The sequence below is a fragment of the Mycolicibacterium sp. MU0053 genome (genome assembly GCF_963378095.1).
Taxonomy (GTDB): Bacteria; Actinomycetota; Actinomycetes; order Mycobacteriales; family Mycobacteriaceae; genus Mycobacterium; species Mycobacterium burgundiense.
In genome coordinates, this window is record NZ_OY726397.1 from 1,669,932 (window position 1) to 1,693,308 (window position 23,377).

Sequence of the window (23,377 nt, forward strand, 5' to 3'; positions counted from 1 at the left end):
CCGATTTCCTCCACAGCACCGACGCGCGCCGCACGTGCTTCGCTAAAGCTGTCGGTCCGGCAGGGCTAGCTGGGACTCGCACAAACCAGTGCAATCCCGCATCGAAAGGACCCTGCCATGTACGAAACCACGCTGACCATAGTCGGTCGCCTCGCCACCGCACCCGTCTTGAAGCGCGTCGGCGACAGTCAGGTGGCCACGTTCCGGTTGGCCACCAACTCGCGCAAGCGCATGCCGGACGGCAGCTGGGAACCGGGCCGCTCGCTGTTCCTGTCGGTCAACTGCTGGGGCAAGCTCGGCACCGGCGTCGCCGGCAGCCTGGGCAAAGGCGATGCGGTGATCGTCACCGGACACGTCTACACCAGCGAGTACGACGACCGGGAGGGCATTCGGCGCTCGTCGCTGGAGATGCGTGCCAACGCCGTGGGCCCTGATTTGTCCCACTACGTCGTCAAGGTCGGCCGCGTCGTCGACAACGATCGCCCCGGCCTCGACGAGGATCGCGCCGACGATGCGGTATCCGAGGACGCCCAACCGTCGGGCTACGACCTGGACGCCTACGCCGATGACCTCGCGGAGCAGCCGGATCCGGTCCCGGCGTAGCGCCCGCTGAGCCGGCTGCCCACCGGCGATTACCTCGTCATATCGCGGCGCGCCTAGGATGGTCGGGATCGTTGCTTGAAGCAACCAGACAATTTTGCACGACCAGAAAGGCGACACTGCGGCATGGCTGAGTTCATCTACACGATGAAAAAGGTCCGCAAGGCGCACGGCGACAAGGTCATCCTCGACGACGTCACGCTGAGCTTTCTCCCCGGAGCCAAGATCGGTGTGGTCGGCCCTAACGGGGCGGGCAAGTCGAGCGTCTTGCGGATCATGGCGGGACTGGACAAACCCAACAACGGCGAGGCTTTCCTGGCCAACGGCGCCTCGGTCGGCATCCTGTTACAGGAACCGCCGCTCGACGAGGACAAGACGGTGCGCGAGAACGTCGAATCCGGCGTCCCGATCAAGGCGAAGCTCAACCGGTTCAACGAGGTCGCCGAGCTGATGGCCACCGACTACTCCGATGAGCTGATGGAGGAGATGGGCAAGCTCCAGGAGGAGCTCGACGCCGCTGACGCGTGGGACATCGACTCGCAGCTCGAACAGGCAATGGAGGCGCTGCGCTGCCCGCCGCCGGATGACCCCGTGAACCACCTCTCCGGTGGTGAGCGGCGCCGGGTGGCCCTGTGCAAGCTGCTGCTGTCCAAGCCGGACCTGCTGCTGCTCGACGAGCCCACCAACCACCTCGACGCCGAGAGCGTGCTGTGGCTCGAAAACCACCTGGCCGCCTACCCGGGCGCCATCCTGGCCGTCACCCACGACCGGTACTTCCTGGACAACGTGGCCGAGTGGATTCTTGAGCTCGACCGCGGCCGCGCCTTCCCGTACGAGGGCAACTACTCCACCTACCTGGAGAAGAAGGCCGAACGGCTCGAGGTGCAGGGCAAGAAGGACCAGAAGCTGCAGAAGCGGCTCAAGGACGAGTTGGCGTGGGTCCGCTCCGGCGCCAAGGCCCGGCAGGCCAAGAGCAAGGCCCGCCTGCAGCGCTACGAGGAGATGGCGACCGAGGCGGAGAAGACCCGCAAGCTCGACTTCGAGGAGATCCAGATCCCGGTCGGGCCGCGCCTGGGCAACCTCGTGGTCGAGGTCGAGCATCTCGACAAGGGCTTCGACGGCCGCCAGCTGATCAAGGACCTGTCGTTCACGCTGCCGCGAAACGGCATCGTCGGCGTCATCGGCCCCAACGGTGTGGGTAAGACGACACTGTTCAAGACCATCGTCGGTCTGGAACAGCCCGACAGCGGCATCGTCCGGGTCGGCGAAACCGTCAAGCTGAGCTACGTCGACCAGAACCGGGCCGGTATCGACCCGAAGAAGAATGTGTGGGAGGTGGTCTCCGACGGTCTCGACTACATCCAGGTCGGCCAGAACGAGATCCCGTCACGCGCCTACGTGTCCGCGTTCGGGTTCAAGGGCGCCGATCAGCAGAAGCCGGCCGGGGTGCTCTCCGGCGGTGAGCGCAACCGGTTGAACCTCGCGCTGACCCTCAAGCAGGGCGGCAACCTGATCCTGCTCGACGAGCCCACCAACGACTTGGACGTCGAAACGCTGGGTTCGCTGGAGAACGCGCTGGAACAGTTCCCCGGTTGCGCGGTGGTCATCAGCCACGACCGGTGGTTCCTGGACCGCACCTGTACCCACATCCTGGCGTGGGAGGGCGACGACGCCAACCCCGCCAAATGGTTCTGGTTCGAGGGCAACTTCGGCGCCTACGAGGAGAACAAGGTCGAACGACTCGGCGAAGATGCGGCGCGTCCGCACCGAGTGACCCACCGCAGGCTGACCCGCGACTAGTCTGACGGCTGCGTGCCGACGAGCCGCATCAGCGGCCACTTCCAATGGCGGAACGGCACGGCGCTGAGTCAGGAGTGTCCGGATGACGGTGAATCAGCCCCATGACCACGGTGCGAAACCGCACGGCGCTGATTCACCGAGACGGACCCGGCTGGCCCCCGACACCGACACCAACGCGGCGACCTTGCGCGCCGCGTTGGTGCGCACCTATCGGGGCCCGCACGACGAAGCGCCGGTCACCGATCCCGACGTGGCCGATACCGGCGGGCTGCGCCGCGCCGCCGGCCAAGAGGTCATCGACGAGTCGGCGCTGACGGCGCAATTGGAGCTCGGTAGCCAACGCGGCCCCGGCGAAACCAAGGTCGCGTTCAACCCCGGACCGGGCGCTGCTTTGCAGATCGTCACCGACCAGTCGGCCATGCTGATGGATTCGGTCACGGTGCTGATGCACCGGCTCGGCGTGTCTTACACCGCGATCATGAATCCCGTCCTGCGGGTCGAGCGCGACGAGACCGGTCGGTTGCGTCGGCTCGAACTCGCCGACGACGCCGGCGGCGACGACATCGAAACCTGGATCCATATTCAGCTGGCCCCGGCCGTGGACCGCAAGGCCGTCGCCCAGGTCGAAGACCTGATCCCGCGGGTGCTCAACGACAGCCGTCAGGTGGCGGCGGACTCGGCCGCCATGGCCGCCGAATTGAGTCGGCTGGCGGAGAGCCTCAACGACGACGGCCCCGACCGCCGCGACGTCGCCGACCTGCTGCGATGGCTTGCCGACGGTCATTTCGTGCTGCTCGGTTACCAACGCTGCCCGGTCAGCGACGGTAAGTCCTCGGTCGAGGAGTCCAGCCGTCTCGGCGTGCTGCGGTGGCGCAACGAGGTCCTGCCCGAGCTCACCGGCAACGGGGAGCCGTTGGTGTTAGCGCAGGCGACCATGCCCAGCTACCTGCGTTACGGGGCCTACCCCTACGTGGTGGTGGTGCGCGACAGCGCCGCCGACCGCAACGTCGAGCACCGCTTCGTCGGCTTGTTCACCGTCGCCGCCATGAACGACAACGTGCTGGGCATCCCGCTGATCTCCCGGCGCGTCCACGAGGCGTTGGCGCTGGCCGGTCGCGACCCCGGCCGGCCCGGTCAACTGCTGCTCGACGTCATCCAGACCGTCCCGCGCGCGGAACTGTTCGCGCTGTCCGCGCAGCAACTGCACGATATGGCACTGACGGTGATCGATCTCGGATCGCGCCGTCGCACCCTGCTGTTCGCCCGCGTCGACAAGCTCGGTCATTTCGTCACGAGCCTGGTCTATCTTCCGCGCGACCGCTACACCACCGCCGTGCGGCTCGAAATGCAGGACATCCTGGTCCGGGAGTTTGGCGGCATCGGAATCGAGTATTCGGCTCGGGTCAGCGAATCACCCTGGGCCCTGGTCTATTTCACCGTGAAGCTGCCCGACGGTACCCGACCCGGCGACGTCGATGTCTCAGTGCAGAACACCACGCGGATCCAGGGCCTACTGACCCAGGCGGCCCGCACCTGGGGTGATCGGCTGCTCGGAGCCGTGGCCCAGGGCGCCATCGACCAACCCACCGCCGAGCATTACGCGACGGCCCTGCCCGAGGCCTACCGCCAACTCGTCACACCGGCCGATGCGATCGCCCATATCGGCGTCATCGAGGGCCTCGACGACGGCGGGGTCCAATTGGTCTTCGCCGGCGACCCCGAAACCCGCATCCATCAACTGACCTGGTACCTCGGGGGACGTTCGGCCTCACTGTCGGAACTGCTGCCGATGCTGCAGTCGATGGGGGTGGTGGTGCTCGACGAACGGCCCTTCCGGGTCAAGCGCCCGGACGGGCTCCCGGTGTGGATCTACCAGTTCCGCATCTCGCCGCATCCCACCGTCCCGACCGCCGGTCCCGACGAAATCGAGGACGTCGCGGCACGATTCGCCGACTCGGTGACGGCCATCTGGAAGGGCTGGGTGGAGATCGACCGGTTCAACGAACTGGTGTTACGCGCCGGGCTGACGTGGCAGCAGGTCGTGGTTCTCCGGAGCTACGCAAAGTACCTGCGGCAGGCCGGCTTTCCATACAGCCAGGCTCACATCGAGGCCGTGATGAACGACAACGCGCACACCGCGCGATCGCTGATCGAGCTGTTTGAGGCGGTGTTCGATCCGAGTATGGACTCGGCCGGATCGGACAGCGCGAAATCCCGTGCCGCACAAGCTGCCGCGGCGGCCGTGGCCGCCGACATCGACGCCCTGGTGAGCCTCGACACCGACCGGGTGCTGCGGGCCTTCGCCTCGCTGATCCAAGCCACCTTGCGCACCAACTACTTCGTGACCGCCGAGGGTTCGGCGCGCGGCCAAGGCGTGCTGGCCACCAAACTCAACCCGACGCTGATCGACGAATTGCCTTTGCCTCGACCCAAGTTCGAGATCTTCGTCTACGCGCCGCGGGTCGAGGGTGTCCATCTGCGGTTCGGTGCCGTGGCCCGCGGCGGGCTGCGGTGGTCGGACCGTCGCGAGGACTTCCGCACCGAAGTGCTGGGCCTGGTGAAGGCGCAGGCCGTCAAGAACGCCGTCATCGTCCCGGTGGGCGCCAAGGGCGGCTTCGTCGTGAAGCAACCGCCGCTGCCCACCGGCGACGCCGCCGCCGACCGCGACGCGACCCGCGCCGAGGGCGTCACGTGCTACCGGTTGTTCATCGGCGGCCTGCTGGATCTGACCGACAACGTCGACACCGCCACCGGTGCCGTGGTGGTCCCGCCGCAGGTCGTCCGCCGCGACGGCGACGACGCCTATTTGGTGGTCGCCGCCGACAAGGGCACCGCCACGTTCTCCGATATCGCCAACGAGGTCGCGAAGTCCTATGACTTCTGGCTCGGCGACGCCTTTGCCTCCGGCGGGTCCGTCGGCTATGACCACAAGGCGATGGGCATCACCGCCAAGGGCGCCTGGGAGAGCGTCAAACGGCACTTCCGGGAACGCGGACTGGATACCCAGGCCGAGGACTTCACCGTCGTCGGCATCGGCGATATGAGCGGCGACGTCTTCGGCAACGGCATGCTGCTCTCCGAGCACATCCGCCTGGTCGCGGCGTTCAACCACCTGCACATCTTCATCGACCCCGAACCCGAGGCGGCGCGGTCCTGGGCGGAACGCCGGCGATTGTTCGACCTGCCCCGCTCCAGCTGGGACGACTACGACAAGTCGCTGATCTCGGCGGGGGGCGGCGTGTTCAGCCGCCAGCAGAAGTCGATCCCGATCAGCGCCGAGATCCGGGCCGCGCTGGACCTCGCCGACGACGTCACCGAGATGACGCCGCCGGCCCTGGTCAAGGCCATCCTCAAGGCGCCGGTGGACCTGCTCTGGAACGGCGGCATCGGCACCTACATCAAGGCCGAGGCCGAGTCTGACGCCGACGTCGGCGACCGGACCAACGACCTGCTTCGGGTCAACGCAAATCAAGTGCGCGCCAAGGTGATCGGCGAGGGAGGAAACCTCGGCGTGACGCCCCGGGGCCGCGTCGAGTTCGACCTGTCCGGTGGTCGGATCAACACCGACGCGCTGGACAACTCGGCCGGCGTGGATTGTTCCGACCACGAGGTCAACATCAAGATCCTGGTCGACTCGCTGGTCACGCAGGGCAAGGTGCAGCCGGATCAACGCTCGGCGCTGCTGGAGTCCATGACCGACGAGGTCGGAGCGCTGGTGCTGGCCGACAACGCCGCCCAGAACGACCTGATGGGCACCAGCCGCGCCAATGCCGCCAGCCTGCTCAACGTGCACGCCCGCCAGATCAAGGAACTCGTGGCGACTGTCGGGCTCAACCGCGAGCTGGAGGTGCTGCCCAGTGACAAGGAGATTCGTCGACGCACCGACGCCGAGATGGGCCTGACCTCGCCCGAACTCGCCACGCTGATGGCGCATGTGAAGTTGGCCCTCAAGGACGAGGTGTTGGCCTGCGAGCTGCCCGATCAGGATGTGTTCGCCGCACGGTTGCCGTGCTACTTCCCGGCGCAACTGCGCGACCGCTTCATCCCCGAGATCCGTCACCACCAACTCCGGCGCGAGATCGTCACGACCATGTTGATCAACGACGTCGTCGACACCGCGGGGATCAGCTACGCCTACCGCGTCACCGAGGACACCGGGGTCAACTACGTCGACGCGGTACGCGCCTTCGTGGCCACCGACGCGATCTTCGGGATCGGCGACATGTGGCGCTGCATCCGGTCCACATCGCTGGAAACCGGTATGGCGGTGGAGGTTTCCGATCGGATGACGCTGGACCTGCGCCGCCTCATCGACCGCTCCGCGCGGTGGTTGCTGAACAACCGGCCGCAGCCGCTGGCCGTCGGCGCCGAGATCAACAGGTTCGCCGCCAAGGTGGCCGCCCTGACGCCGAAGATGTCGCAGTGGCTGCGCGGCGACGACCGTGCGATCGTGGCGAAGGAGGCCGGCGAGTTCACCGCGCAGGGCGCCCCCGAGGACCTGGCCTACCTGGTGGCCACCGGCTTGTATCGCTACAGCCTGCTCGACGTCATCGACGTGGCCGACATCGTCGACCGTGACGAGGTCGAGGTGGCCGACACCTACTTCGCGTTGATGGACGCCCTGGGCGCCGACGGGCTGCTGACCGCGGTGTCCGACCTGGACCGGGATGACCGCTGGCACGCGCTGGCCCGCTTGGCGATTCGGGACGACCTATACAGTTCACTGCGGCTGCTCACGTTGGACGTCCTGGCGGTCGGTGAACCGGAGGAAAGCGGTGAGGAGAAGATCGCCGAATGGCAGCACACCAATTCCTCGCGGCTGGAACGCGCGCGGCGCACGTTGGCCGAATTGCGGGGTCTCGAGGGGCACGACCTCGCGACGCTGTCGGTGGCCGCACGCCAGATTCGTAATATGACTCGAGGAACTGCGACGGGAGCTTCCGGATAATGGGCGAGCGCTACATCACACCGGTCACGGTGCGCTGGTCGGACATCGACATGTATCAGCACATCAACCACGCCACCATGGTGACCATCCTCGAGGAGGCCCGGGTGCCGTTCCTGTCCGAGGCCTTCGGTCCCACCATCACCACCACCGGGCTGTTGATCGCCGAGGTCAAGGTGGCCTACAAGGGCCAGCTGCGCCTGGTGGACTCGCCGCTGCAGGTCACGATCTGGGTGAACCGGCTGCGCGCGGTGGACTTCACGCTGGGCTACGAGGTCCGCTCGGTCACCGCCGATCCCGATTCGCGGCCCGCCGTGATCGCCGAAACCCAGCTGGCCGCCTTCGATATCGACGAGCAGAAGCTGGTCCGGCTGTCCCCGGACCACCGTGATTATCTGCAGCGGTGGCTGCGATGACGTTGCCCCCGGCGGGCGCGGAGCCCGGCACCGCTGCTGAACAGGAACGTGGCATCTGGCTGACCGGCGCCCACGACCGCACCGACCTGGCGACCTTCGCCGAGCGCGCGCTGCGGCTCGACGACGCTGCGGTGATCCGGCTGCGGACCCGCTCGTCGTCCAGTCTGATCGCCTGGGTGGCAACCGGTTTCGATGTGCTGGCCAGTCGGGTGGTGAACGGTCGGGTGAAACCCGCGGACTTGTCCGCGGGGGCGGATGCGCTGGCGCGGGGTTTGGCCGCCGGGGTGGGCGCCGGCTATGTCGATCCGGGGTTCGCGATGGACTCCGCGTGGCACGGGGTGCTGCCACCCGAGTCCGGATTCGTGCACCTCGACGACGTTCCGGTGTGGGTGATGTTGGAGTTGGCCGACCGCGGTGTCGAGCTGGCGCGCGAACACGGCAGTGCGCACGGCCCGCCGGTATCACTGCTGGAGCAGGATGTGGTCGAGGTGAGCTCCGGTGACCTCACCGTCGGTGTCCCGATGCGCTGCGTTTTCGCGTTGACGGGCATGGGATTTCTACCGCAGTCGGCTCAGGACGTTCCGGAAGACGAGATCGTGCGTGTTCGTGCGTCGCCGACCTGGCTGCGCATCGACGCCCGGTTCGGGTCGGTGTACCGCCGTCGCGGTGACCCGTCGGTGGTGCTGCGCTGACCCGAGCCTGGGTCGCGGCCTGCGGGAGGGCTCAGAACGGGGCGTTGACCAGCGACTCGGCCGCCATCTGCAGATAGTTCAGCAACTGCTGGCGGTGCTCGTCGTCCAGTGTCGTGGAGTCGATCTCGGCGATGGCGATGTGCATGCAGCGCAACCACGCGTCGCGTTCGATGAAGCCGATCTTGAACGGCACGTGGCGCATCCGCAGCCGCGGGTGGCCGCGCTGATCCGAGTAGGTCCGTGGCCCGCCCCAGTACTGCTCCAGGAACATCCGCAGCCGGGTCTCGGCGCCGTCCAGATCGTCCTCGGGGTAGAGCGGCCGCAGGATCTCGTCGTCGCGCACCAACTGATAGAACCGGGAGACGATCGCGTCGAAGGTCTGGTGACCGCCGACGGCGTCATAAAACGACTGTGCTTGTTCCACCTCTCCCATTGTGGCTCAGGACGGAATTCGCGCCAGGACACGGTCCGCGATCACACTGGCCTCCTCGGAGACAGTGGGCGACACCAGGCTGACCTCGATCACCGTCTTGCCCCGCACGGCCATGATTCGCGCCTGCGGCACACCGGGTCCGGTGGTGATGGTGTTCTCCAGGGTCACGCGGTCCGCCGTGCCACCCGGGGTGCCGATATCCCATGTCAGCGAACCGCTGGACGCGGTGACGCTGAACCGTTTGCCGGCGCACTTCTGCCACTGCTCCCGGCTGTCGGCGACGAACGCGCGCGCCGCCGATGCGCTGCGGAACTCGGCGGCCACCTGTTCGACCATGGTGGCGGTGCTCGAATCGCTGAAGCTAGCTCGTTGGAAACCCGACGCGCCGCTGTCGTCGTAGACGGTGTCGATGCCCGGGGCCACCGCGCCCACGCACTCGGCCGGGTCCGCGCTCGCGTCGCCGCCGGCCTCGCCGGAGCCGCCGGAACCGGACTTCGTCTCGGCCAGCCCCGGCATGTCCAGGATGGAGCGCACCTCGTCGAGGCCCAGCAGCACCGGTGTCATCGCCGGCCGCGGTCGCCCGGGTGACGGCGCTGCCGGGTCGGTGGGCGCGACCACCCGATCCGGTGGCGTGGCGGTGACCGACGACCCGTCCCGCGGCCCGGCCGACATGACCAGCGACAGCGTCAAGCCGACGACGGCCACCGCGATCAACACGTACGACAGGGTCAGGCCGATCAGCGCGCGATCACGACCCCGTTGGCCGGTTCGGGCGATCTGACCCAACGCGAGATGGCCCAGCACCGCGCCGGCCGGGGCGAACAGGAAGGCGAAGACGATCGACAGCGTCGCCAACGGGTTGGTGGGGCTGGGCGGATACGGCGGGGGATAGCCACCCGGCACCGGCGGCGGCCCGTACGGGCCGTACCCGCCATACGGCTGATGCGGCTGGTAGGGGGCACCGGCCGGGGGCGGCCCGTACGGATACTGGGGTCCCGGCGGGCCCGTGAAGTCAGACCCTCCCGGGTTGTAATTGCCGTAGGTCATATCCGCCATTCAAGCGGATCGCGTTCCAGCAATCGACACCGGGCGAGAATCTGCGATACCCATTGTTCACTCGATTGACCTGCGAACTCGATTCAAAATGTCGTGCGTTCGGGCCGAATCCATGGTGGACTGTCCGACGGAGGACCTATGGCGCAGCGCAAACGCAACCTGGCTAAAAGAGTGGGCCACCGTTCGTCGGCCGGCTCGACCGGGCCCAGTACCGGTGCGGCGCTGCACAGTGTCGAGACCGCCGCGGCGCCGCCCCGCATCAGCCATGACAGCGTGTCGCTGTGGAGTCGGCGGCGCGTGCTGCTGCTCAATGCCACCTACGAACCTCTGACCGCGCTGCCCATGCGGCGGGCGATCATCATGGTGCTGTGCGGCAAGGCCGACGTGGTGCACGACGATCCGGCCGGACCGATCATCCACTCCGCCACCCGGGCCATCCCCGTCCCGTCGGTGATCCGGCTGCGTAGCTACGTGCGGGTGCCGTATCGAGCCCGGATCCCGATGACCCGTGCCGCGCTGATGCACCGCGACCGGTTCTGCTGCGCATACTGCGGCAGCAAGGCCGACACGGTCGACCACGTGGTGCCACGCAGCCGCGGCGGCCAGCACACCTGGGAGAACTGCGTGGCCTGCTGTTCGACGTGCAATCACCGGAAGGCCGACAAGCTGCTCTCGGAGCTGGGCTGGCATCTGCGGTTGGCGCCGCGGCCCCCGAAGGGGCAGCACTGGCGGCTGCTGGCGACGGTCAAAGACCTCGATCCGGCCTGGATGCGCTATCTCGGCGAGGGCGCGGCCTGACTTTTGCCTGCCTTGCGCAGCCCGGCGAACGGCCGTGGGATAAGTTGATCGGCGTGAGTACCACGCTTACCTTCACGCTCCTGATCGGCGTGCCGCTGGCCGTCTCGGCGTTCTACGCTCTGGTGACGTTGACCAAGAAGGGCCCGCGGCCCCCGTCCTACAAGCTGCCCGACGAGTGGACCCACGGTTCGCTGCTGTGGGCCGCCACCGACGAAAAGGTCGGTAAAGAGGGTCATGGTCACGGCCACGATGCCGAGTTCAAAGTTGGAGGTGGCGCAAGTGGCAAGTGGTGAGCACGGAACGCAGGTAGTCCCGGTCGACCCGGATTCGCTGCCGGTCGGCTGGGTGGTCACCGCCAGCGGGCGGGTCTCCGGTGTGGCGGAGCCGGGCGAGATCTCGCAGCTCGACCCCTTCTCGATCAAGGAACTCGCCGAGGTCGACGAGGCCCTCAAGTGGGGTTCGCGCGCATCGAAGGCCCGGTTCGCGATCTATCTCGGCGATCTGGGAACCGAGCCGGCTGCCGAGGCCCGCAAGATCCTGGCTCGGGTGCCCACCCCGAACGACGCCGTACTGCTGGCGGTCTCGCCGAACCAGAAGGTGATCGAGGTCGTGTACGGCGAAGGTGTCCGGGGTCGCGGCGCGGAGTCTGCGGCGCCCCTCGGCGTTGCCGCGGCCGCGTCGTCCTTCAAGGAAGGCAACCTGATCGACGGTCTGGTCAGCGCCATCCGCGTGCTCAGCGCGGGCATCTCCCGCCCGTAGCCTCCCTTCGCCGCGAGCGTGCGGCTCCCTACGCCGTGCCTCCCTTCGCCGCGAGCGGGCGTGTCCCCGGCCGACACGCCGGGCAATTCACCGGGTCTGCGCACGCTCGGCCAATGGGTGGACGGGCGAGCGGCGCCCGGTGGACGAATCCACCGGGCCGAACATCGCCCATCCGATCTCAGCCCGCGTCGAACCCGCGCGCCTTCAGGGCCCGCACCACACCCGCACGGCCCTCGAGCACCAGTCGGCGCAGCGCCGACGGCAGTTCGGGGTCGGCGAGGAATCGATCCGCGCTGTCGATCGCGTCCTGGCTGATGTCCCAGGCCGGGTACAGCCCGATGACGACGGTTTGGGCCACCTCGCTGGAGCGCCGCGCCCACACACCGCGAATGGCCTCGAAGTAGCGCTGCGTGAACGGTCGCAGCAGCTCAGCCTGCCCGGGCGCGACGAATCCGCCGATGATCGACCGGGCGGTGATGTTGGCCAGGGTGTCGTCCTCGATCACCTGTTGCCACGCCGCGTCCTTGACCGCGGCCTGCGGTCGCGCCGCCGCCGCGGCCGCGGCATTGCGTTGGCCCGCGGCCGTGGGATCGCGCTGCGCCTCGGCGTCGATGAACGGCGTCGCCGGGCCGTCGGCGTCGAGATCGCCGCTGCCCGCCAAGGCGGTCACGATGCGCCAGCGCAAGTCGGTGTCCAACACCAGACCGGGCAGGTTCACCTCGGCCGGCTCGTTGTCCAGCAGGGTGGCCAGCACCGCGACGTGGTTGCGCGAGAGCACCGAGGTGCACAGCGCATTCACGAACGCCAGCTGGTGATCCGAGCCGGGGGCCGACTCGCGCGCCAGGTCCAGTAACCGGTCCCCGAAGGCCGGCCAACCACTGCTGCGGGCCCACTCGGGATCGGCGTAGGACCCCAGCGCGGTCTGGGCCTGCAGCAGCAGCCGTTGGGCCACACCGACTTCGGTTTCGGCGCCCACACCGCCGATCACCAGCTGCACGAAGTCGCGGGCCTTGAGTTCGGCGTCGCGGGTCATCTCCCACGCCGCCGACCAGGCGAGCGTGCGGGGCAGCGGCTCCGCGATGTCGCCGATGCGACCCAGCAGTGTGTCGAGCGACTGCGGGTCGAGCCGCAAGGAGCAGTAGGTCAGGTCGTCGTCGTTGACCAGGATCAGCTTCCCGCGCGAAACGCCTTGCAATGCAGGAACTTCGGTAACAGGACCGGCCACGTCGAGCTCTTCGCGGTGGATGCGCACCAGCTTGCCGGAGTTGTCGTCGTCATAGATGCCCACGGCCAGTCGGTGCACCCGGGTCTCGCCCGCGCCGGGAGCGGCGCCGCTCTGCAGCACCGCGAACCGGGTGAACTTGCCGTCCGCGTCGACGTCGAAGTCGGCGCGCAGCGTGTTGAGCCCGGTGGTCTTGAGCCACTGCTTACCCCAGTCCGACAGGTCGCGTCCGGACGACTTCTCCAGCGCGCCAAGGAGATCGGCGAAGGTGGCGTTGCCGAAGGCATGCTCACGGAAGTACTCCCGTAGGCCCGCCAGGAAGGCGTCCGAGCCGACGTAGGCCACCAACTGCTTGAGCACGCTGGCGCCCTTGGCGTAGGTGATGCCGTCGAAGTTGACCTCGACGGCGGCCAGGTCCGGAATCTCGGCGGCCACCGGATGGGTCGACGGCAGCTGATCCTGACGATAGGCCCAGGACTTCTCGACGTTGGCGAAAGTCGTCCAGGCTTCGGTGTATTCGGTTGCCTCGGCCTGGCACAGCACCGAGGCGAAGGTGGCGAACGACTCGTTGAGCCACAGGTCGTCCCACCAGGTCATGGTGACCAGGTCGCCGAACCACATGTGGGCCATCTCGTGCAGCACAGTTTCGGCGCGGCGCTCGTAGGAGTACCGGGTCACCTTGGACCGGAACACGTAATCCTCGAGGAAAGTCACCGCACCGGCGTTCTCCATGGCGCCGGCGTTGAACTCCGGCACGAACAACTGGTCGTACTTGCCGAATGCGTACGGCATGCCGAAGCTCTTGTGGTAGAAGCCGAATCCCTGTTTGGTCTCGGTGAAGAGCCGCTCGGCATCCATGTACTGCGCCAGTGAGGCGCGGCAGAACAGGCCCAACGGGATTTCGCCGTGATCGTCGGTGTACACGTCGCGCCACACCGCATACGGGCCGGCGATCAGCGCCACCAGGTAGGTGCTCATCCGCGGCGTGGTCGCGAAGCTGTGCACCTTCGCTGCGTCCGCGTCCTCGGTCAAAGTGGTTGCCCCGTTGGAGATCACTTCCCAGTGCGCGGGCGCGGTGACCGTGATGTCATACGCGGCCTTGAGGTCCGGCTGATCGAAGCAGGCGAACATCCGCTTGGCGTCGGCGGTTTCGAACTGGGAGTACAGGTACACCTCGCCGTCGACCGGGTCGACGAAGCGGTGCAGGCCCTCACCGGTGTTCGAGTAGCGGCAGTCCGCGTCGACGACGACGACGTTGTGGTCGGCAAGTCCGTGCAGCGGGATGCCGGTCGACTCGTCGTACCCGGAGACGTCGATCTCGTGGCCGTTGAGGGTCGCGCTGCGAATGGTCTCGGCGGCGATGTCGAGGTAGCTGTCGGCGCCGGCGAGGGCGTCGAACTCGACGGTGGTGACCGACCGGAACGTCCCCTCGCCTGGCGCGCCGTTGCCGTCGGTGAGGTCCAGCGAGATGCGATAGCTGTCGACGGTGATCAGCGCGGCCCGCTCGATGGCCTGGTCTTGAGTCAGATTGGGAAGTGCCACGCTGGCCAACATTAGTCGCCGGTCGGGAACACTGGCTGGGTCCGCCAAGTTGTGTTCAACAGGGGAGTGGCCCCTATCTCGCGGAAAGGATGCTCTCGTGCCTGCCAAAGACGTCGCTGAATTCTGGTTCGATCCGTTGTGCCCGTGGTGCTGGGTCACCTCGCGTTGGATCCTCGAGGTGGAGAAGGTCCGCGATATCGAGGTGAAGTTCCATGTGATGAGCCTCGCGGTGCTCAACGAGGGCCGGGATCTGCCCGAGGATTACCGGGAGGGAATGAAGAAGGCCTGGGGGCCGGTGCGGGTGGCGATCGCCGCCGAGCAGGCCAAGGGTCCGGAGATCCTGAGCCCGCTCTACACCGCGATGGGCACTCTGATCCACAACAAGGACAACAAGGACTTCGACGACGTCATCGCCAAGTCGCTGGCCGAGGTTGGCCTGCCGGCCGAGTTGGCGCAGGCGGCCACGTCCGACAAGTACGACGAGGCGCTGCGCAAGAGCCACCACGCCGGGATGGATCCCGTCGGCGACGACGTCGGCACGCCCACCATCCATGTCAACGGGGTGGCGTTCTTCGGGCCGGTGCTGTCGCGGATTCCACGCGGGGAAGAGGCCGGCAAACTCTGGGACGCCTCGGTGATCTTTGCCTCCTACCCGCACTTCTGGGAACTGAAGCGCTCGCGTACCGAAGCGCCCGAATTCGACTGAGCCAGCCGGCCGCCGGTGCACCAAGCGCCGGCGGCCCGAACTGGTCATTGACAGCCGCAGCTAATTCAGCACACAATCTGACAACTTTGGTTATCAGATTGTGAGGACACCATGAGCGTGCCGATCCGCGACCGTACCGGCGCCCGTGGCAAGCGCCGGGCGCCGCGTGAACTGCGGGATCTGATGACCACGGTGGGTCTGACCAACGGCGTGGCGAACATCATCATGCAGCTGTCGCTGCCACCGGTCGGCCACGGCGTCAGCGAAAGCCGAGTACAATCGGGCAGCCCGCGGCGGTATCCGCTAAAGCGGGCGCGGACCACGGGCCAGTACCTGGCGCTGTCGGTGATGGGTAGCGACGAGGACCGCGACGTCATGCGCAGCGCGGTCGCCGAGGTGCACAAGGCCGTGCACTCGCGGTCCGACAGCCCGGTGAAGTACAGCGGAAACAGCCGTGAGCTGCAGGTCTGGGTCGCGATGTGCCTGTTCAAGTATTACCTCGACCAGTACACGTTCGTGTACGGACCGCTCGAGGAGGCGACGCTCGACCACCTGACCAAGGCGGCCGAACCATTGGCCACCGGCGTCAATGTGGAGGCCGCCGAGTGGCCGCAGACCTGGGCGGAGTTCTGCGCCCGGTGGGAGGCGACGGTCCCGCAGCTGGCCATCGACCCGGTGGTGCACCGCGAGTTCGAAACGCTGTCGGACCTGACCTTCGTCGGCGAAGCCTGGGGGGTCATCGGCTACGCGCTGGCCAAAGTGCCCGGGCCGGCCTACCGGTTCATGACCCGCGCGACGTTGCCGCCCGAGTTTCGCGAGTTGATGGGCTGGGACTGGACCGCGGCCGATCAACGCAAGTTCGATCGGGTGCTGGCGGTCCTGCGCCGGATCGACCCCGTGATCAATCCGTTGGCAATGCAACTGGGTTACCGCTTGCAAGTGGCCGATTTCCGCCTGCGCCGACGACTCGGGCTGCCCGTGTTGGGCACGCTGAAGGTCAGCGCAACCCCGATCCGCGACGGTGGCGGGTTGCGCCGGCTGGCGAGGCGGCGCAGGGCCAGCTGATCTCGAAACGCGGGCGGGGTCGAGCGTGCGCAGATCTGAGGAATTCCTCGGCGTGTTGGCCGGGGACCCGCACCCTCGCGGTTAAGGGGAGGGGCCTGGGGCGGCTGACGGGAGGGCTCAGGGCGCTCGCGCGGTGAACCGTTAGGGTTACCGCCATGCGCGTCTACCTCGGTGCCGATCACGCCGGATACGAACTCAAGCAGGCCATCATCGATCACCTCAAGACCAACGGTCACGAGCCGATCGACTGCGGTGCCTTCGACTACGACGCCGAGGATGACTATCCCGCGTTCTGCATCGCGGCCGCGGTCAAGACCGTCGCCGACCCCGGCAGCCTGGGCATCGTGCTCGGCGGTTCGGGCAATGGCGAGCAGATTGCCGCCAACAAGGTGCCCGGCGCCCGGTGTGCGCTGGCCTGGAGCGTGGAGACCGCGGAACTCGCGAGGCAGCACAACAACGCCCAGCTGATCGGGATCGGCGGACGCATGCACACCGAGGAGCAGGCGTTGGCGATCGTCGACGCATTCCTTGCCACACCGTGGTCGGAGGCCGAACGCCACCAGCGTCGCATCGACATCCTGGCCGACTACGAAAAGAACCACGTGCCGCCCGCAGTCCCCGGCGCCTGACCTCACTCCATGCCCGAGGGCCACACCCTGCACCGGCTCGCCCGGTTGCACCAGCGCCGGTTCGGTCGGGCGGTCGTGCGCGTCAGCAGCCCGCAGGGCCGTTTCGCCGAGGGTGCGGCGCTGGTGGACGGCCGGGTGCTGCGCAAGGCCGACGCCTGGGGCAAGCACCTGTTCCATCACTACGCGGGCGCCAAGGTGGTGCACGTGCACCTCGGCATCTACGGCACCTTCACCGAGTTTCCGGCCTCGGACCCGCTGCTGATCCCCGAACCGGTCGGCCAGGTCCGGATGCGGATGGTCGGCGCCGAATACGGCACCGATCTCCGCGGCCCGATGATCTGTGAGGTGATCGAGGAGGCGCAGGTGGGTGACGTGGTGGCCCGCCTCGGCCCCGACCCGTTGCGCCCCGACGCCGACCCGTCGTCGGCGTGGGAGCGAATCAGCGAGTCCCGCAGGTCTATTGCGGCGCTTCTGATGGATCAGTCGGTGTTGGCCGGGGTGGGCAACGTGTACCGCAGCGAGCTGCTGTTCCGCCATGGCATCGACCCGTACCGGTTGGGCACGGCGATCACCCCCGACGAGTTCACCGAGATGTGGGCGGACCTGGTCGCGTTGATGAAAATCGGGGTGCGGCGCGGCAAGATCATCGTGATCCGGCCCGAGGACGACCACGGCGCACCGGCCTACGGCCCGGGCCGGCCACGGACCTACGTGTATCGCCGCGCCGGGGAGGCCTGCCGGCTCTGCGGCACCAAGGTCCGCACCGCGGTGCTCGAGGGCCGAAACCTGTTCTGGTGCCCGACCTGTCAGAGCTGACGCGCCCTCCCAGGATCAGTAGCGAATATCACTCTGGAGCAGCGGCGGATACACGGCCGACGGTTGACCGTCCACGGTGGTGCCGGCGAACTGCAGCATCGTCCTCAGATCGCCGTGCATGGGAGCCGGATAGTTCAGCGTCGGAGCCGACACCTCGTCGAGGACCTGCAGGTCTTCAGGCCGCAATTGCACGGCCAGGGCGTCGAGGTTGGTCTCGAGATGTTCCAGCCGCCGCGCGCCGAGAATCGGGATCACCGTGCCCTCCCGCGCGCGTAGCCACGCCAGCGCGACCGCCGACGACGTCGTGCCGAGGTCCGCGGCGACGGCGGCGACGGCATCGATCACCGTGAACTGCTCCTCGGACGGGCCGCCGACGAAGGCGGCCCGCGCCGAGTCCGTGACCGCGGCCCCGCGCCGGTACTTGCCGGACAGGAAGCCGTTCTTCAGCGGACTCCACGGGACCAGCGCCATGCCCTGGTCGTGTGCCAGCGGCGCGAGTTCACCCTCGACGGTGCGGGCCAGCAGCGAGTACTCGACCTGCAGGGCCACCAGCGGTGTCCAGCCCCGCAGCGTCGCCATGGTCTGCGCTTGGGCGGTCACCCACGCGGGCGTGTTGGAGAAGCCGAGGTAGCGAATCTTCCCGGCCCGCACCAGGTCGTCGAGGGTGCCCATGGTCTCCTCGATCGGGGTGTGACGGTCCCAGTTGTGCAGCCAGTAGAGGTCGATGTAGTCGGTTTGCATCCGGCGCAGGCTCTGATGCAGCTGGTTGACGATCGACGAGCGACCCGCGCCGCCGCCGTTCGGATCCCCGGGATAGAGGTTGGTGAAGAACTTCGACGCCAGCACCACGTGCTCGCGCCGACCCGGCCGGTGGGCGAAGTAGTCACCGAGGATCTTCTCCGAGTGGCCGTTGGTGTAGAAGTTGGCGGTGTCGATGAAGTTCCCGCCGCGATCCAGATACGTGCTCAATATTTTTTCGGATTCCTCGATGCTGCTGCCGGCGCCGCCGGCGTCCTCACCGAAGGTCATCGCACCCAGGGCGAACGGGCTGACCCGCAGGCCGGAGTGGCCGAGGGTGCGGTAGTGGTCAAGTTGCATTGATCTGCCTCTGATCTGGTGAAGATGGTTGAATCTGACGGTTCAATACAACCCCGAGTAGCTGCTCAGCGGTAGATCGTTTGAGCCGCGGTCTTGCCTGATTCTCTTGGATTCGCCACTAATGCCTTGCTTGGGATCGGTCGGAGTGTTCTGCTGGGCTATGCGCACCCAAGGCCAACTGCTCGAGGAGATCCGCGGCCACATCGCCGCACACGCCCGGCCGGACATGCGCACGTCGATCGACGGGTTGCTGTTGTCGAAGACGGCCGGCGGGCCGTCGAGCCCCGACCATTCGCTGACCGAACCGCTGCTGGTGGTCATGGCGCAGGGCGGCAAGCGGCTGCTGCTGGGGGAGCAGACCTATGAGTATCGGGCGGGTCAGTGCCTGGTCGTCACGGCGAGCCTGCCCGTGACCGGGCACTACATCGACACCGACCCAAGCACGCCGGCGCTGGGGTGGGGGCTGGTGCTGCGGCCCGAAGCCGTCGCGGAACTGATGCTGACGGCCCCGGCCCCGGCCCCGCGCCGGCCCGGTCCGTCACGCCCGCCGGCGATGGCGACCGCCGCGGCCGATGTGGAACTCCTGGACGCGGCGGCCCGCATGCTGCGACTGCTCGACAGTCCCGCGGATGCCTCGGTGCTCGCTCCGCTGATCGAGCGGGAGATCCTCTGGCGGTTGCTCACCGGCCCGATGGCCGACACCGTCCGCCAAATCGGGCTCGCCGACAGCGACTTCTCGCATATCAGCCGGGCGATCGGCTGGATGCGCGAGAACTACGCGGAACCGATGCGGGTCGATGACCTGGCCGGGCTGTGCGGCATGAGCACCTCGGCCTTTCATCGACATTTTCGGTCGATCACGGCGATGAGCCCGCTGCAATTCCAGAAGCGCATTCGGCTGCAACAGGCCCGAACCATGCTGGCCGCCCGTCCCGGGGATGTCGCCGGCGTCGGGCACCGCGTGGGCTACGACAGTCCCTCGCAGTTCAACCGCGAGTATCGGCGCCTATTCGGCGACCCGCCGGGTCGCGATACGGCCCGGTTGCGCGAAGTGGCGATGTCGGCCCACGGCCCGCTGTGAGCTGCGGGTCAGAAGTCGAAGCCCCCGAAGTCGCCGCCGCCGAAGTCACCCCAGCCGCCGCCGTCGCCGCCGCTGTCCCAGCCACCGCCGCCGTCGCCACCGAAGTCACCGCCGGCGTCGCCACCGAAGTCACCGCCCTGATCGACACCGGATCCGGCGCCGCTCTCGAAGGCCTGGGCGTCGTAACCCACCCCGCTCATACCCGAGAACATCGCGTTGAACAGCAGCACCGAACCCATGCCCCAGGCGCCGGCCACGAGCGCGGGCTTCCACCACGGCTCCGAATACCACCCCGCCGGCACCGGCCGACCCGCCACGCGCCCGCCGGGGTAGTAGTTCGGGGTGCGGGGCGTCGGGCCCGGGGACGCCTCGATCTCGCGGCCCTCGACCTGCACGCGGCGGTCCTCGGTGACCGCGCCCGCCGCGGCCTGCCCATCCAACCTCTCCAACTCCGGACCGGGATCCATGCCCATCGCCACCCGCGCGGCGCGCACGTAATACAGCCCCTCCAAAGCGCTTTCCTTGGCCAGCATCGCCTGTTTGGGCGTGGTGGACTGCTCGATCGCCGACGAGGCGGCGGTGTAGCGCTCGGAGGCGTCGGCCATGGCCTGCTTGGAGGCGTCGTCGTTGCCGGACAGGTTCAGCACCTGCCCGCCGAGGCGTTCGATGACCCGGCGTGCATCGGCCTGGGCGTCGGCCAACGTGGTGGCGGTGCGCTTGCCGGTGGCCTGGGAGGAGGTGTAAACGACCAGCCCGATCGCAGCGACGACAACAAGGATCAGGATCAGCAGGGCGCCGTTCATGGGTCCACACTACCGAGCGCCGCCGTCGGTTCGCTGACCGCGAACACGGTCTCGAACGTCAGTCCGGGGTGACGCCGAGCGCGGCGTAGACCTCGTCGGACAGCGCCACCGCGCGCGGATCGGCATTGCACTTGGTGGCGTCGAAATGGTTCATCACGTACGCAAAGCCGATCCGGTGTTCGAGATCGACGAACGCCAACGAACCACCCGATCCGCCGTGGCCGAAACTCAAGCGGTTGGGGCCCGCCACACCGCGCTGGTTCAGCATGTAGCCCAGTCCCCAGCCGTGGTCTGCCACCCGCGGGCCGAGCACCACATCCGAGTCAAACCCGCCCTGCGACAACCGAACTCGGTGCATCAGTTCGCGGCTGAGCAGCTTTTCGCACGCCAGCGCGTTGTAGAACGTCGCCATCCCCAGCGCCGACACGTGCGCATTGGTGCTCGGGAATTCCGCGCTGCGCCACACGTCGAGGGCGCGCGCGCCCAACTCGTCGTCGGGCAGGAAGTTCATCGACACCGCCCAGCCGGCCATCGGATGGTCATCGACGGAGCGGGGCGGATCGGACACGCCGGCGTCGGCCAGCAGGTCGCGCACCGTCGGCTTGTTCACCATCTCGGCGCAGCGGTGGTGCTCGCGGGGCGGCAACCCGATGTGCACGTCGGCACCGATCGGTTCGGCGATCTCGGTGCGCAGGTACTGGCCCAGCGTTCGGCCCGTCACCCGCCGCACCACTTCGCCCAGGATGAAACCGAACGTCACCACCTGGTAGCCCTGCGCGGTGCCCGGCTCCCACCACGGTTCGGCGGCGGCGATCCGCGCGCAGACCGCATCCCAGTCACCGACCTCGTGCCAGTCCATGGGCTCGCGCGGGCCGATCGTCCCGGAGCGGTGGGCGAGCACCATCGCGATGGTGATGCCGTCCTTGCCGGCCTGGCCGAACTCCGGCCAGTACCGGGCCACCGGGGCATCGAGGTCCAGCTCGCCGCGCTCGGCCAGCAGGTGCACGCAGGTGCTGGTCAGTCCCTTGCTGCCGGAGTACACGCTGGCCAGGGTGTTCTGCTGCCAGGGCCGACGGGCGGCGGCATCGCAGTGCCCGCCCCACAGGTTGACCACGAGTTGACCGTCGACCCACACGGCGACGGCCGCGCCGAGCTCGTTGCGCTGGGTGAAGTTGCGTTCGAAAGCCGCACGGACACCTGCGAATTCAGGTGCGCAAGCGCCGGCCGTGCTGACTGGGTCAGGCATCCCACCGAATGTACGGGTGGTGGCGGCGGTACACGACTGCTCGCAGCCAATCGCAAGCGTTTCGAGACGCCGCCGTGACCGTGTCGAGCGGGATCGGAGACCGCGCCCGATGACCGGCGCGCGGAAAACCCGGGCATTCGGCACGGTGTTGATCACGAATTCGGCGCGCGCCGCACAAGACATTGCTCTAAATTCAGCGAGTGATTTCTGGTGTCCCGCCGGCGAGGATAGCCCGGCTAGCAGAGCGTTTCCGGCACGTGTTGTCCCGCTTGCATCAACGCAGCGCACCGGCACCGGCGGCGATGTTGGAGTTGATCTTCAGCGCCTGGGTAGCCCAGGGCATCACCGTGGCCGCCGAGTTGGGTGTCGCCGACGCACTGGCCGACGGACCGCTGCCGATCGACGAGTTGGCCCGCCGCGTCGAGGCGGACCCCGACGCGTTGGGTCGGTTGCTGCGGGCCCTGATCGGCGAGGGCATCTTCAAGCAGCGGCGCGACGGTCGCTACGCCCTCAACCCACTGGCCGACGCACTGCGCCGCGATGCGCCGGTGTCCGTCGCCGGAATGGCGCGGTTCGTGGGGTCGCCCGAACACCGCGAGCACTGGAGCCATCTCGCGACCGCGGTCCGCACCGGCGACGCCGTCGTTCCCGCGTTGCGGGGCAAGCCGAGCTTCGAGTACCTCCTGGAAGAGCCCCGACTCTCGGGGATCTTCAACGACGCGATGACAAGCATCTCGGAATTGGCGATCGCGCCCGTCCTGGCGGCCTACGACTTCACCCCCTACCCGACGATCGTCGACGTCGGCGGCGGCCACGGCCGACTGCTGGCCGCCATCCTGGCCGCGACACCGGCATCCCGCGGCGTGCTCTACGACCTGCCTTCGGTGGTCGACGGCGCGCCGGCCCTGCTGCAGGAACACGGTGTGGCCGACCGGGTCCGCATCGAGGGCGGATCCTTCTTCGAGGCCGCACCCGGGGGCGGCGACCTCTACGTGCTGAAGAGCATCATCCACGACTGGCCCGACGACGAGGCCGTCACGATCCTGGGCAACGTCCGGGCCGCGGTTGCTGCGGGAACCACGCTGGCCTTGGTCGAAGCCGTGATCCCGGCGCATCAGCGGGCATTTCCCGGAAAGTGGACCGATCTGGAGATGCTCGTCAATCTCGCGGCGCGCGAGCGGACGGCCGACGAGTACCGGGCGGTGTTGCAGCGCGCCGGATTCCGGATGACCCGGGTGGTCCCGACGGCCTCGCCGTTCAGCGTGGTCGAGGCCAAGGCGGTGTAGCGCTGCCAATCCGGCCCGGCAAAACAACAGGTCAGGCCGCAAAAACGGCCTGACCTGTTGGTTTCCTGGAGCGGGCGACGGGAATCGAACCCGCGTAGCTAGTTTGGAAGACTAGGGCTCTACCATTGAGCTACGCCCGCGTGTACTGCTCGAGCCAAAACTGTACGGCCCGGCCAAGATCATATCCAATCCGGTCCAGGACAGATCCCGGCTGTCCGCTGTGACTTGGCCTTGGCCCGCATGTAGGCCGTAGGATGCCGAGGGCTTTTGACTACGTTGAAGGCCGGATCGGGGTGTAGCGCAGCTTGGTAGCGCATCCGCTTTGGGAGCGGAAGGCCGCAGGTTCAAATCCTGTCACCCCGACCAGAGCACCACCCGGAAGAA

General features: G+C 67.7%; 20 protein-coding genes and 2 tRNA genes. 15 read left to right on the forward strand and 7 right to left on the reverse strand.

Features of this window, described 5'->3' with window-relative positions:
* Window positions 1-117: 117 nt before the first annotated feature.
* From ssb to RCP80_RS07950, 5 genes are all read left to right on the forward strand, one after another.
* Window positions 118-603, forward strand: a complete 486-nt coding sequence (gene ssb, locus RCP80_RS07930; RefSeq protein WP_308481810.1) for a single-stranded DNA-binding protein — start codon at window positions 118-120, stop codon at window positions 601-603.
* A 123-nt stretch (window positions 604-726) separates the two neighbouring features.
* Complete coding sequence (gene ettA, locus RCP80_RS07935; RefSeq protein WP_308481811.1) at window positions 727-2,400, forward strand: energy-dependent translational throttle protein EttA; 1,674 nt, start codon at window positions 727-729, stop codon at window positions 2,398-2,400.
* A gap of 82 nt (window positions 2,401-2,482) precedes the next feature.
* Entirely contained in the window at window positions 2,483-7,348 is a 4,866-nt protein-coding gene (locus RCP80_RS07940) for an NAD-glutamate dehydrogenase (protein ID WP_308481812.1), read from the forward strand.
* Entirely contained in the window at window positions 7,348-7,761 is a 414-nt protein-coding gene (locus RCP80_RS07945; RefSeq protein ID WP_308481813.1) for an acyl-CoA thioesterase, read from the forward strand. Before RCP80_RS07940 ends, RCP80_RS07945 begins: the two co-directional genes overlap by 1 nt.
* Window positions 7,758-8,453, forward strand: coding sequence for a DUF8185 domain-containing protein (locus RCP80_RS07950; RefSeq protein WP_308481814.1), 696 nt, complete (start codon window positions 7,758-7,760; stop codon window positions 8,451-8,453). Before RCP80_RS07945 ends, RCP80_RS07950 begins: the two co-directional genes overlap by 4 nt.
* Window positions 8,454-8,484: 31 nt before the next feature.
* Here the strand turns inward: RCP80_RS07950 and RCP80_RS07955 are convergent, their stop codons facing one another.
* Together RCP80_RS07955 and RCP80_RS07960 are read right to left on the reverse strand one after the other, a co-directional pair.
* Window positions 8,485-8,886 (reverse strand): globin, encoded by a 402-nt coding sequence (locus RCP80_RS07955; RefSeq protein WP_308481815.1) that lies wholly within the window; start codon window positions 8,884-8,886, stop codon window positions 8,485-8,487.
* 6 nt (window positions 8,887-8,892) lie between these two features.
* Window positions 8,893-9,933, reverse strand: coding sequence for a sensor domain-containing protein (locus tag RCP80_RS07960; RefSeq protein WP_308481816.1), 1,041 nt, complete (start codon window positions 9,931-9,933; stop codon window positions 8,893-8,895).
* A 147-nt stretch (window positions 9,934-10,080) separates the two neighbouring features.
* On the opposite strand from RCP80_RS07960, the gene RCP80_RS07965 reads away from it, so the two are divergent.
* The 3 genes from RCP80_RS07965 to RCP80_RS07975 are packed head-to-tail and all read left to right on the forward strand — an operon-like array spanning window position 10,081 to window position 11,499.
* On the forward strand, window positions 10,081-10,740 hold the full coding sequence (locus tag RCP80_RS07965; protein ID WP_308481817.1) for an HNH endonuclease: 660 nt from the start codon (window positions 10,081-10,083) through the stop codon (window positions 10,738-10,740).
* A 53-nt stretch (window positions 10,741-10,793) separates the two neighbouring features.
* On the forward strand, window positions 10,794-11,033 hold the full coding sequence (gene ctaJ / locus RCP80_RS07970) for an aa3-type cytochrome oxidase subunit CtaJ (protein WP_308481818.1): 240 nt from the start codon (window positions 10,794-10,796) through the stop codon (window positions 11,031-11,033).
* Window positions 11,020-11,499 carry a DUF5130 family protein gene (locus tag RCP80_RS07975; RefSeq protein WP_308481819.1) on the forward strand — a complete coding sequence of 160 codons (480 nt, stop codon included), beginning with the start codon at window positions 11,020-11,022 and terminating at the stop codon, window positions 11,497-11,499. The genes ctaJ and RCP80_RS07975 overlap by 14 nt, the downstream gene beginning before the upstream one ends.
* 178 nt (window positions 11,500-11,677) lie before the next feature.
* Here the strand turns inward: RCP80_RS07975 and pepN are convergent, their stop codons facing one another.
* Entirely contained in the window at window positions 11,678-14,263 is a 2,586-nt protein-coding gene (pepN, locus tag RCP80_RS07980) for an aminopeptidase N (protein WP_308481820.1), read from the reverse strand.
* A gap of 97 nt (window positions 14,264-14,360) precedes the next feature.
* Between pepN and RCP80_RS07985 the strand changes: the two genes are divergently transcribed.
* The 4 genes from RCP80_RS07985 (at window position 14,361) to RCP80_RS08000 (ending at window position 17,479) form a co-directional block, all read left to right on the forward strand.
* Window positions 14,361-14,969, forward strand: coding sequence for a mycothiol-dependent nitroreductase Rv2466c family protein (locus RCP80_RS07985; RefSeq protein WP_308481821.1), 609 nt, complete (start codon window positions 14,361-14,363; stop codon window positions 14,967-14,969).
* Between the two features lie 111 nt (window positions 14,970-15,080).
* Window positions 15,081-16,034 (forward strand): oxygenase MpaB family protein, encoded by a 954-nt coding sequence (locus tag RCP80_RS07990; RefSeq protein WP_308481822.1) that lies wholly within the window; start codon window positions 15,081-15,083, stop codon window positions 16,032-16,034.
* Window positions 16,035-16,189: 155 nt separating this feature from the next.
* Entirely contained in the window at window positions 16,190-16,663 is a 474-nt protein-coding gene (locus tag RCP80_RS07995; RefSeq protein ID WP_308481823.1) for a ribose-5-phosphate isomerase, read from the forward strand.
* Between the two features lie 9 nt (window positions 16,664-16,672).
* A complete protein-coding gene (locus RCP80_RS08000; protein WP_308481824.1) occupies window positions 16,673-17,479 on the forward strand; it encodes an Fpg/Nei family DNA glycosylase in 807 nt (268 codons plus the stop codon).
* A gap of 15 nt (window positions 17,480-17,494) precedes the next feature.
* Here RCP80_RS08000 and RCP80_RS08005 read toward each other — a convergent pair whose 3' ends face one another.
* Window positions 17,495-18,577: an aldo/keto reductase gene (locus tag RCP80_RS08005; RefSeq protein WP_308481825.1), complete on the reverse strand. Its 1,083-nt coding sequence runs from the start codon at window positions 18,575-18,577 to the stop codon at window positions 17,495-17,497.
* Between the two features lie 160 nt (window positions 18,578-18,737).
* On the opposite strand from RCP80_RS08005, the gene RCP80_RS08010 reads away from it, so the two are divergent.
* Window positions 18,738-19,658: an AraC family transcriptional regulator gene (locus RCP80_RS08010; protein WP_308481826.1), complete on the forward strand. Its 921-nt coding sequence runs from the start codon at window positions 18,738-18,740 to the stop codon at window positions 19,656-19,658.
* Window positions 19,659-19,666: 8 nt separating this feature from the next.
* Here the strand turns inward: RCP80_RS08010 and RCP80_RS08015 are convergent, their stop codons facing one another.
* Together RCP80_RS08015 and RCP80_RS08020 are read right to left on the reverse strand one after the other, a co-directional pair.
* Window positions 19,667-20,461 (reverse strand): DUF1542 domain-containing protein, encoded by a 795-nt coding sequence (locus tag RCP80_RS08015; RefSeq protein ID WP_308481827.1) that lies wholly within the window; start codon window positions 20,459-20,461, stop codon window positions 19,667-19,669.
* Between the two features lie 58 nt (window positions 20,462-20,519).
* On the reverse strand, window positions 20,520-21,707 hold the full coding sequence (locus tag RCP80_RS08020; protein WP_308481828.1) for a serine hydrolase domain-containing protein: 1,188 nt from the start codon (window positions 21,705-21,707) through the stop codon (window positions 20,520-20,522).
* Window positions 21,708-21,964: 257 nt separating this feature from the next.
* Here RCP80_RS08020 and RCP80_RS08025 point away from each other — a divergent pair, with 257 nt between their 5' ends.
* Window positions 21,965-22,993: a methyltransferase gene (locus RCP80_RS08025; RefSeq protein WP_308481829.1), complete on the forward strand. Its 1,029-nt coding sequence runs from the start codon at window positions 21,965-21,967 to the stop codon at window positions 22,991-22,993.
* Between the two features lie 66 nt (window positions 22,994-23,059).
* On the opposite strand, the gene RCP80_RS08030 is transcribed toward RCP80_RS08025, so the two are convergent.
* Window positions 23,060-23,133 (reverse strand) — tRNA-Gly (locus tag RCP80_RS08030).
* 149 nt (window positions 23,134-23,282) lie between these two features.
* On the opposite strand from RCP80_RS08030, the gene RCP80_RS08035 reads away from it, so the two are divergent.
* Window positions 23,283-23,359, forward strand: a tRNA-Pro gene (locus tag RCP80_RS08035).
* The last annotated feature ends 18 nt before the right edge of the window (window positions 23,360-23,377 follow it).

Coding starts and splice junctions, on each gene's coding strand:
- ssb (WP_308481810.1), top strand. CDS start 118: ATGTACGAAACCACGCTGACCATAGTCGGTCGCCTCGCCACCGCACCC.
- ettA (WP_308481811.1), top strand. CDS start 727: ATGGCTGAGTTCATCTACACGATGAAAAAGGTCCGCAAGGCGCACGGC.
- RCP80_RS07940 (WP_308481812.1), top strand. CDS start 2,483: ATGACGGTGAATCAGCCCCATGACCACGGTGCGAAACCGCACGGCGCT.
- RCP80_RS07945 (WP_308481813.1), top strand. CDS start 7,348: ATGGGCGAGCGCTACATCACACCGGTCACGGTGCGCTGGTCGGACATC.
- RCP80_RS07950 (WP_308481814.1), top strand. CDS start 7,758: ATGACGTTGCCCCCGGCGGGCGCGGAGCCCGGCACCGCTGCTGAACAG.
- RCP80_RS07955 (WP_308481815.1), bottom strand. CDS start 8,886: ATGGGAGAGGTGGAACAAGCACAGTCGTTTTATGACGCCGTCGGCGGT.
- RCP80_RS07960 (WP_308481816.1), bottom strand. CDS start 9,933: ATGACCTACGGCAATTACAACCCGGGAGGGTCTGACTTCACGGGCCCG.
- RCP80_RS07965 (WP_308481817.1), top strand. CDS start 10,081: ATGGCGCAGCGCAAACGCAACCTGGCTAAAAGAGTGGGCCACCGTTCG.
- RCP80_RS07990 (WP_308481822.1), top strand. CDS start 15,081: ATGAGCGTGCCGATCCGCGACCGTACCGGCGCCCGTGGCAAGCGCCGG.
- RCP80_RS07995 (WP_308481823.1), top strand. CDS start 16,190: ATGCGCGTCTACCTCGGTGCCGATCACGCCGGATACGAACTCAAGCAG.
- RCP80_RS08000 (WP_308481824.1), top strand. CDS start 16,673: ATGCCCGAGGGCCACACCCTGCACCGGCTCGCCCGGTTGCACCAGCGC.
- RCP80_RS08005 (WP_308481825.1), bottom strand. CDS start 18,577: ATGCAACTTGACCACTACCGCACCCTCGGCCACTCCGGCCTGCGGGTC.
- RCP80_RS08010 (WP_308481826.1), top strand. CDS start 18,738: ATGCGCACCCAAGGCCAACTGCTCGAGGAGATCCGCGGCCACATCGCC.
- RCP80_RS08015 (WP_308481827.1), bottom strand. CDS start 20,461: ATGAACGGCGCCCTGCTGATCCTGATCCTTGTTGTCGTCGCTGCGATC.
- RCP80_RS08020 (WP_308481828.1), bottom strand. CDS start 21,707: ATGCCTGACCCAGTCAGCACGGCCGGCGCTTGCGCACCTGAATTCGCA.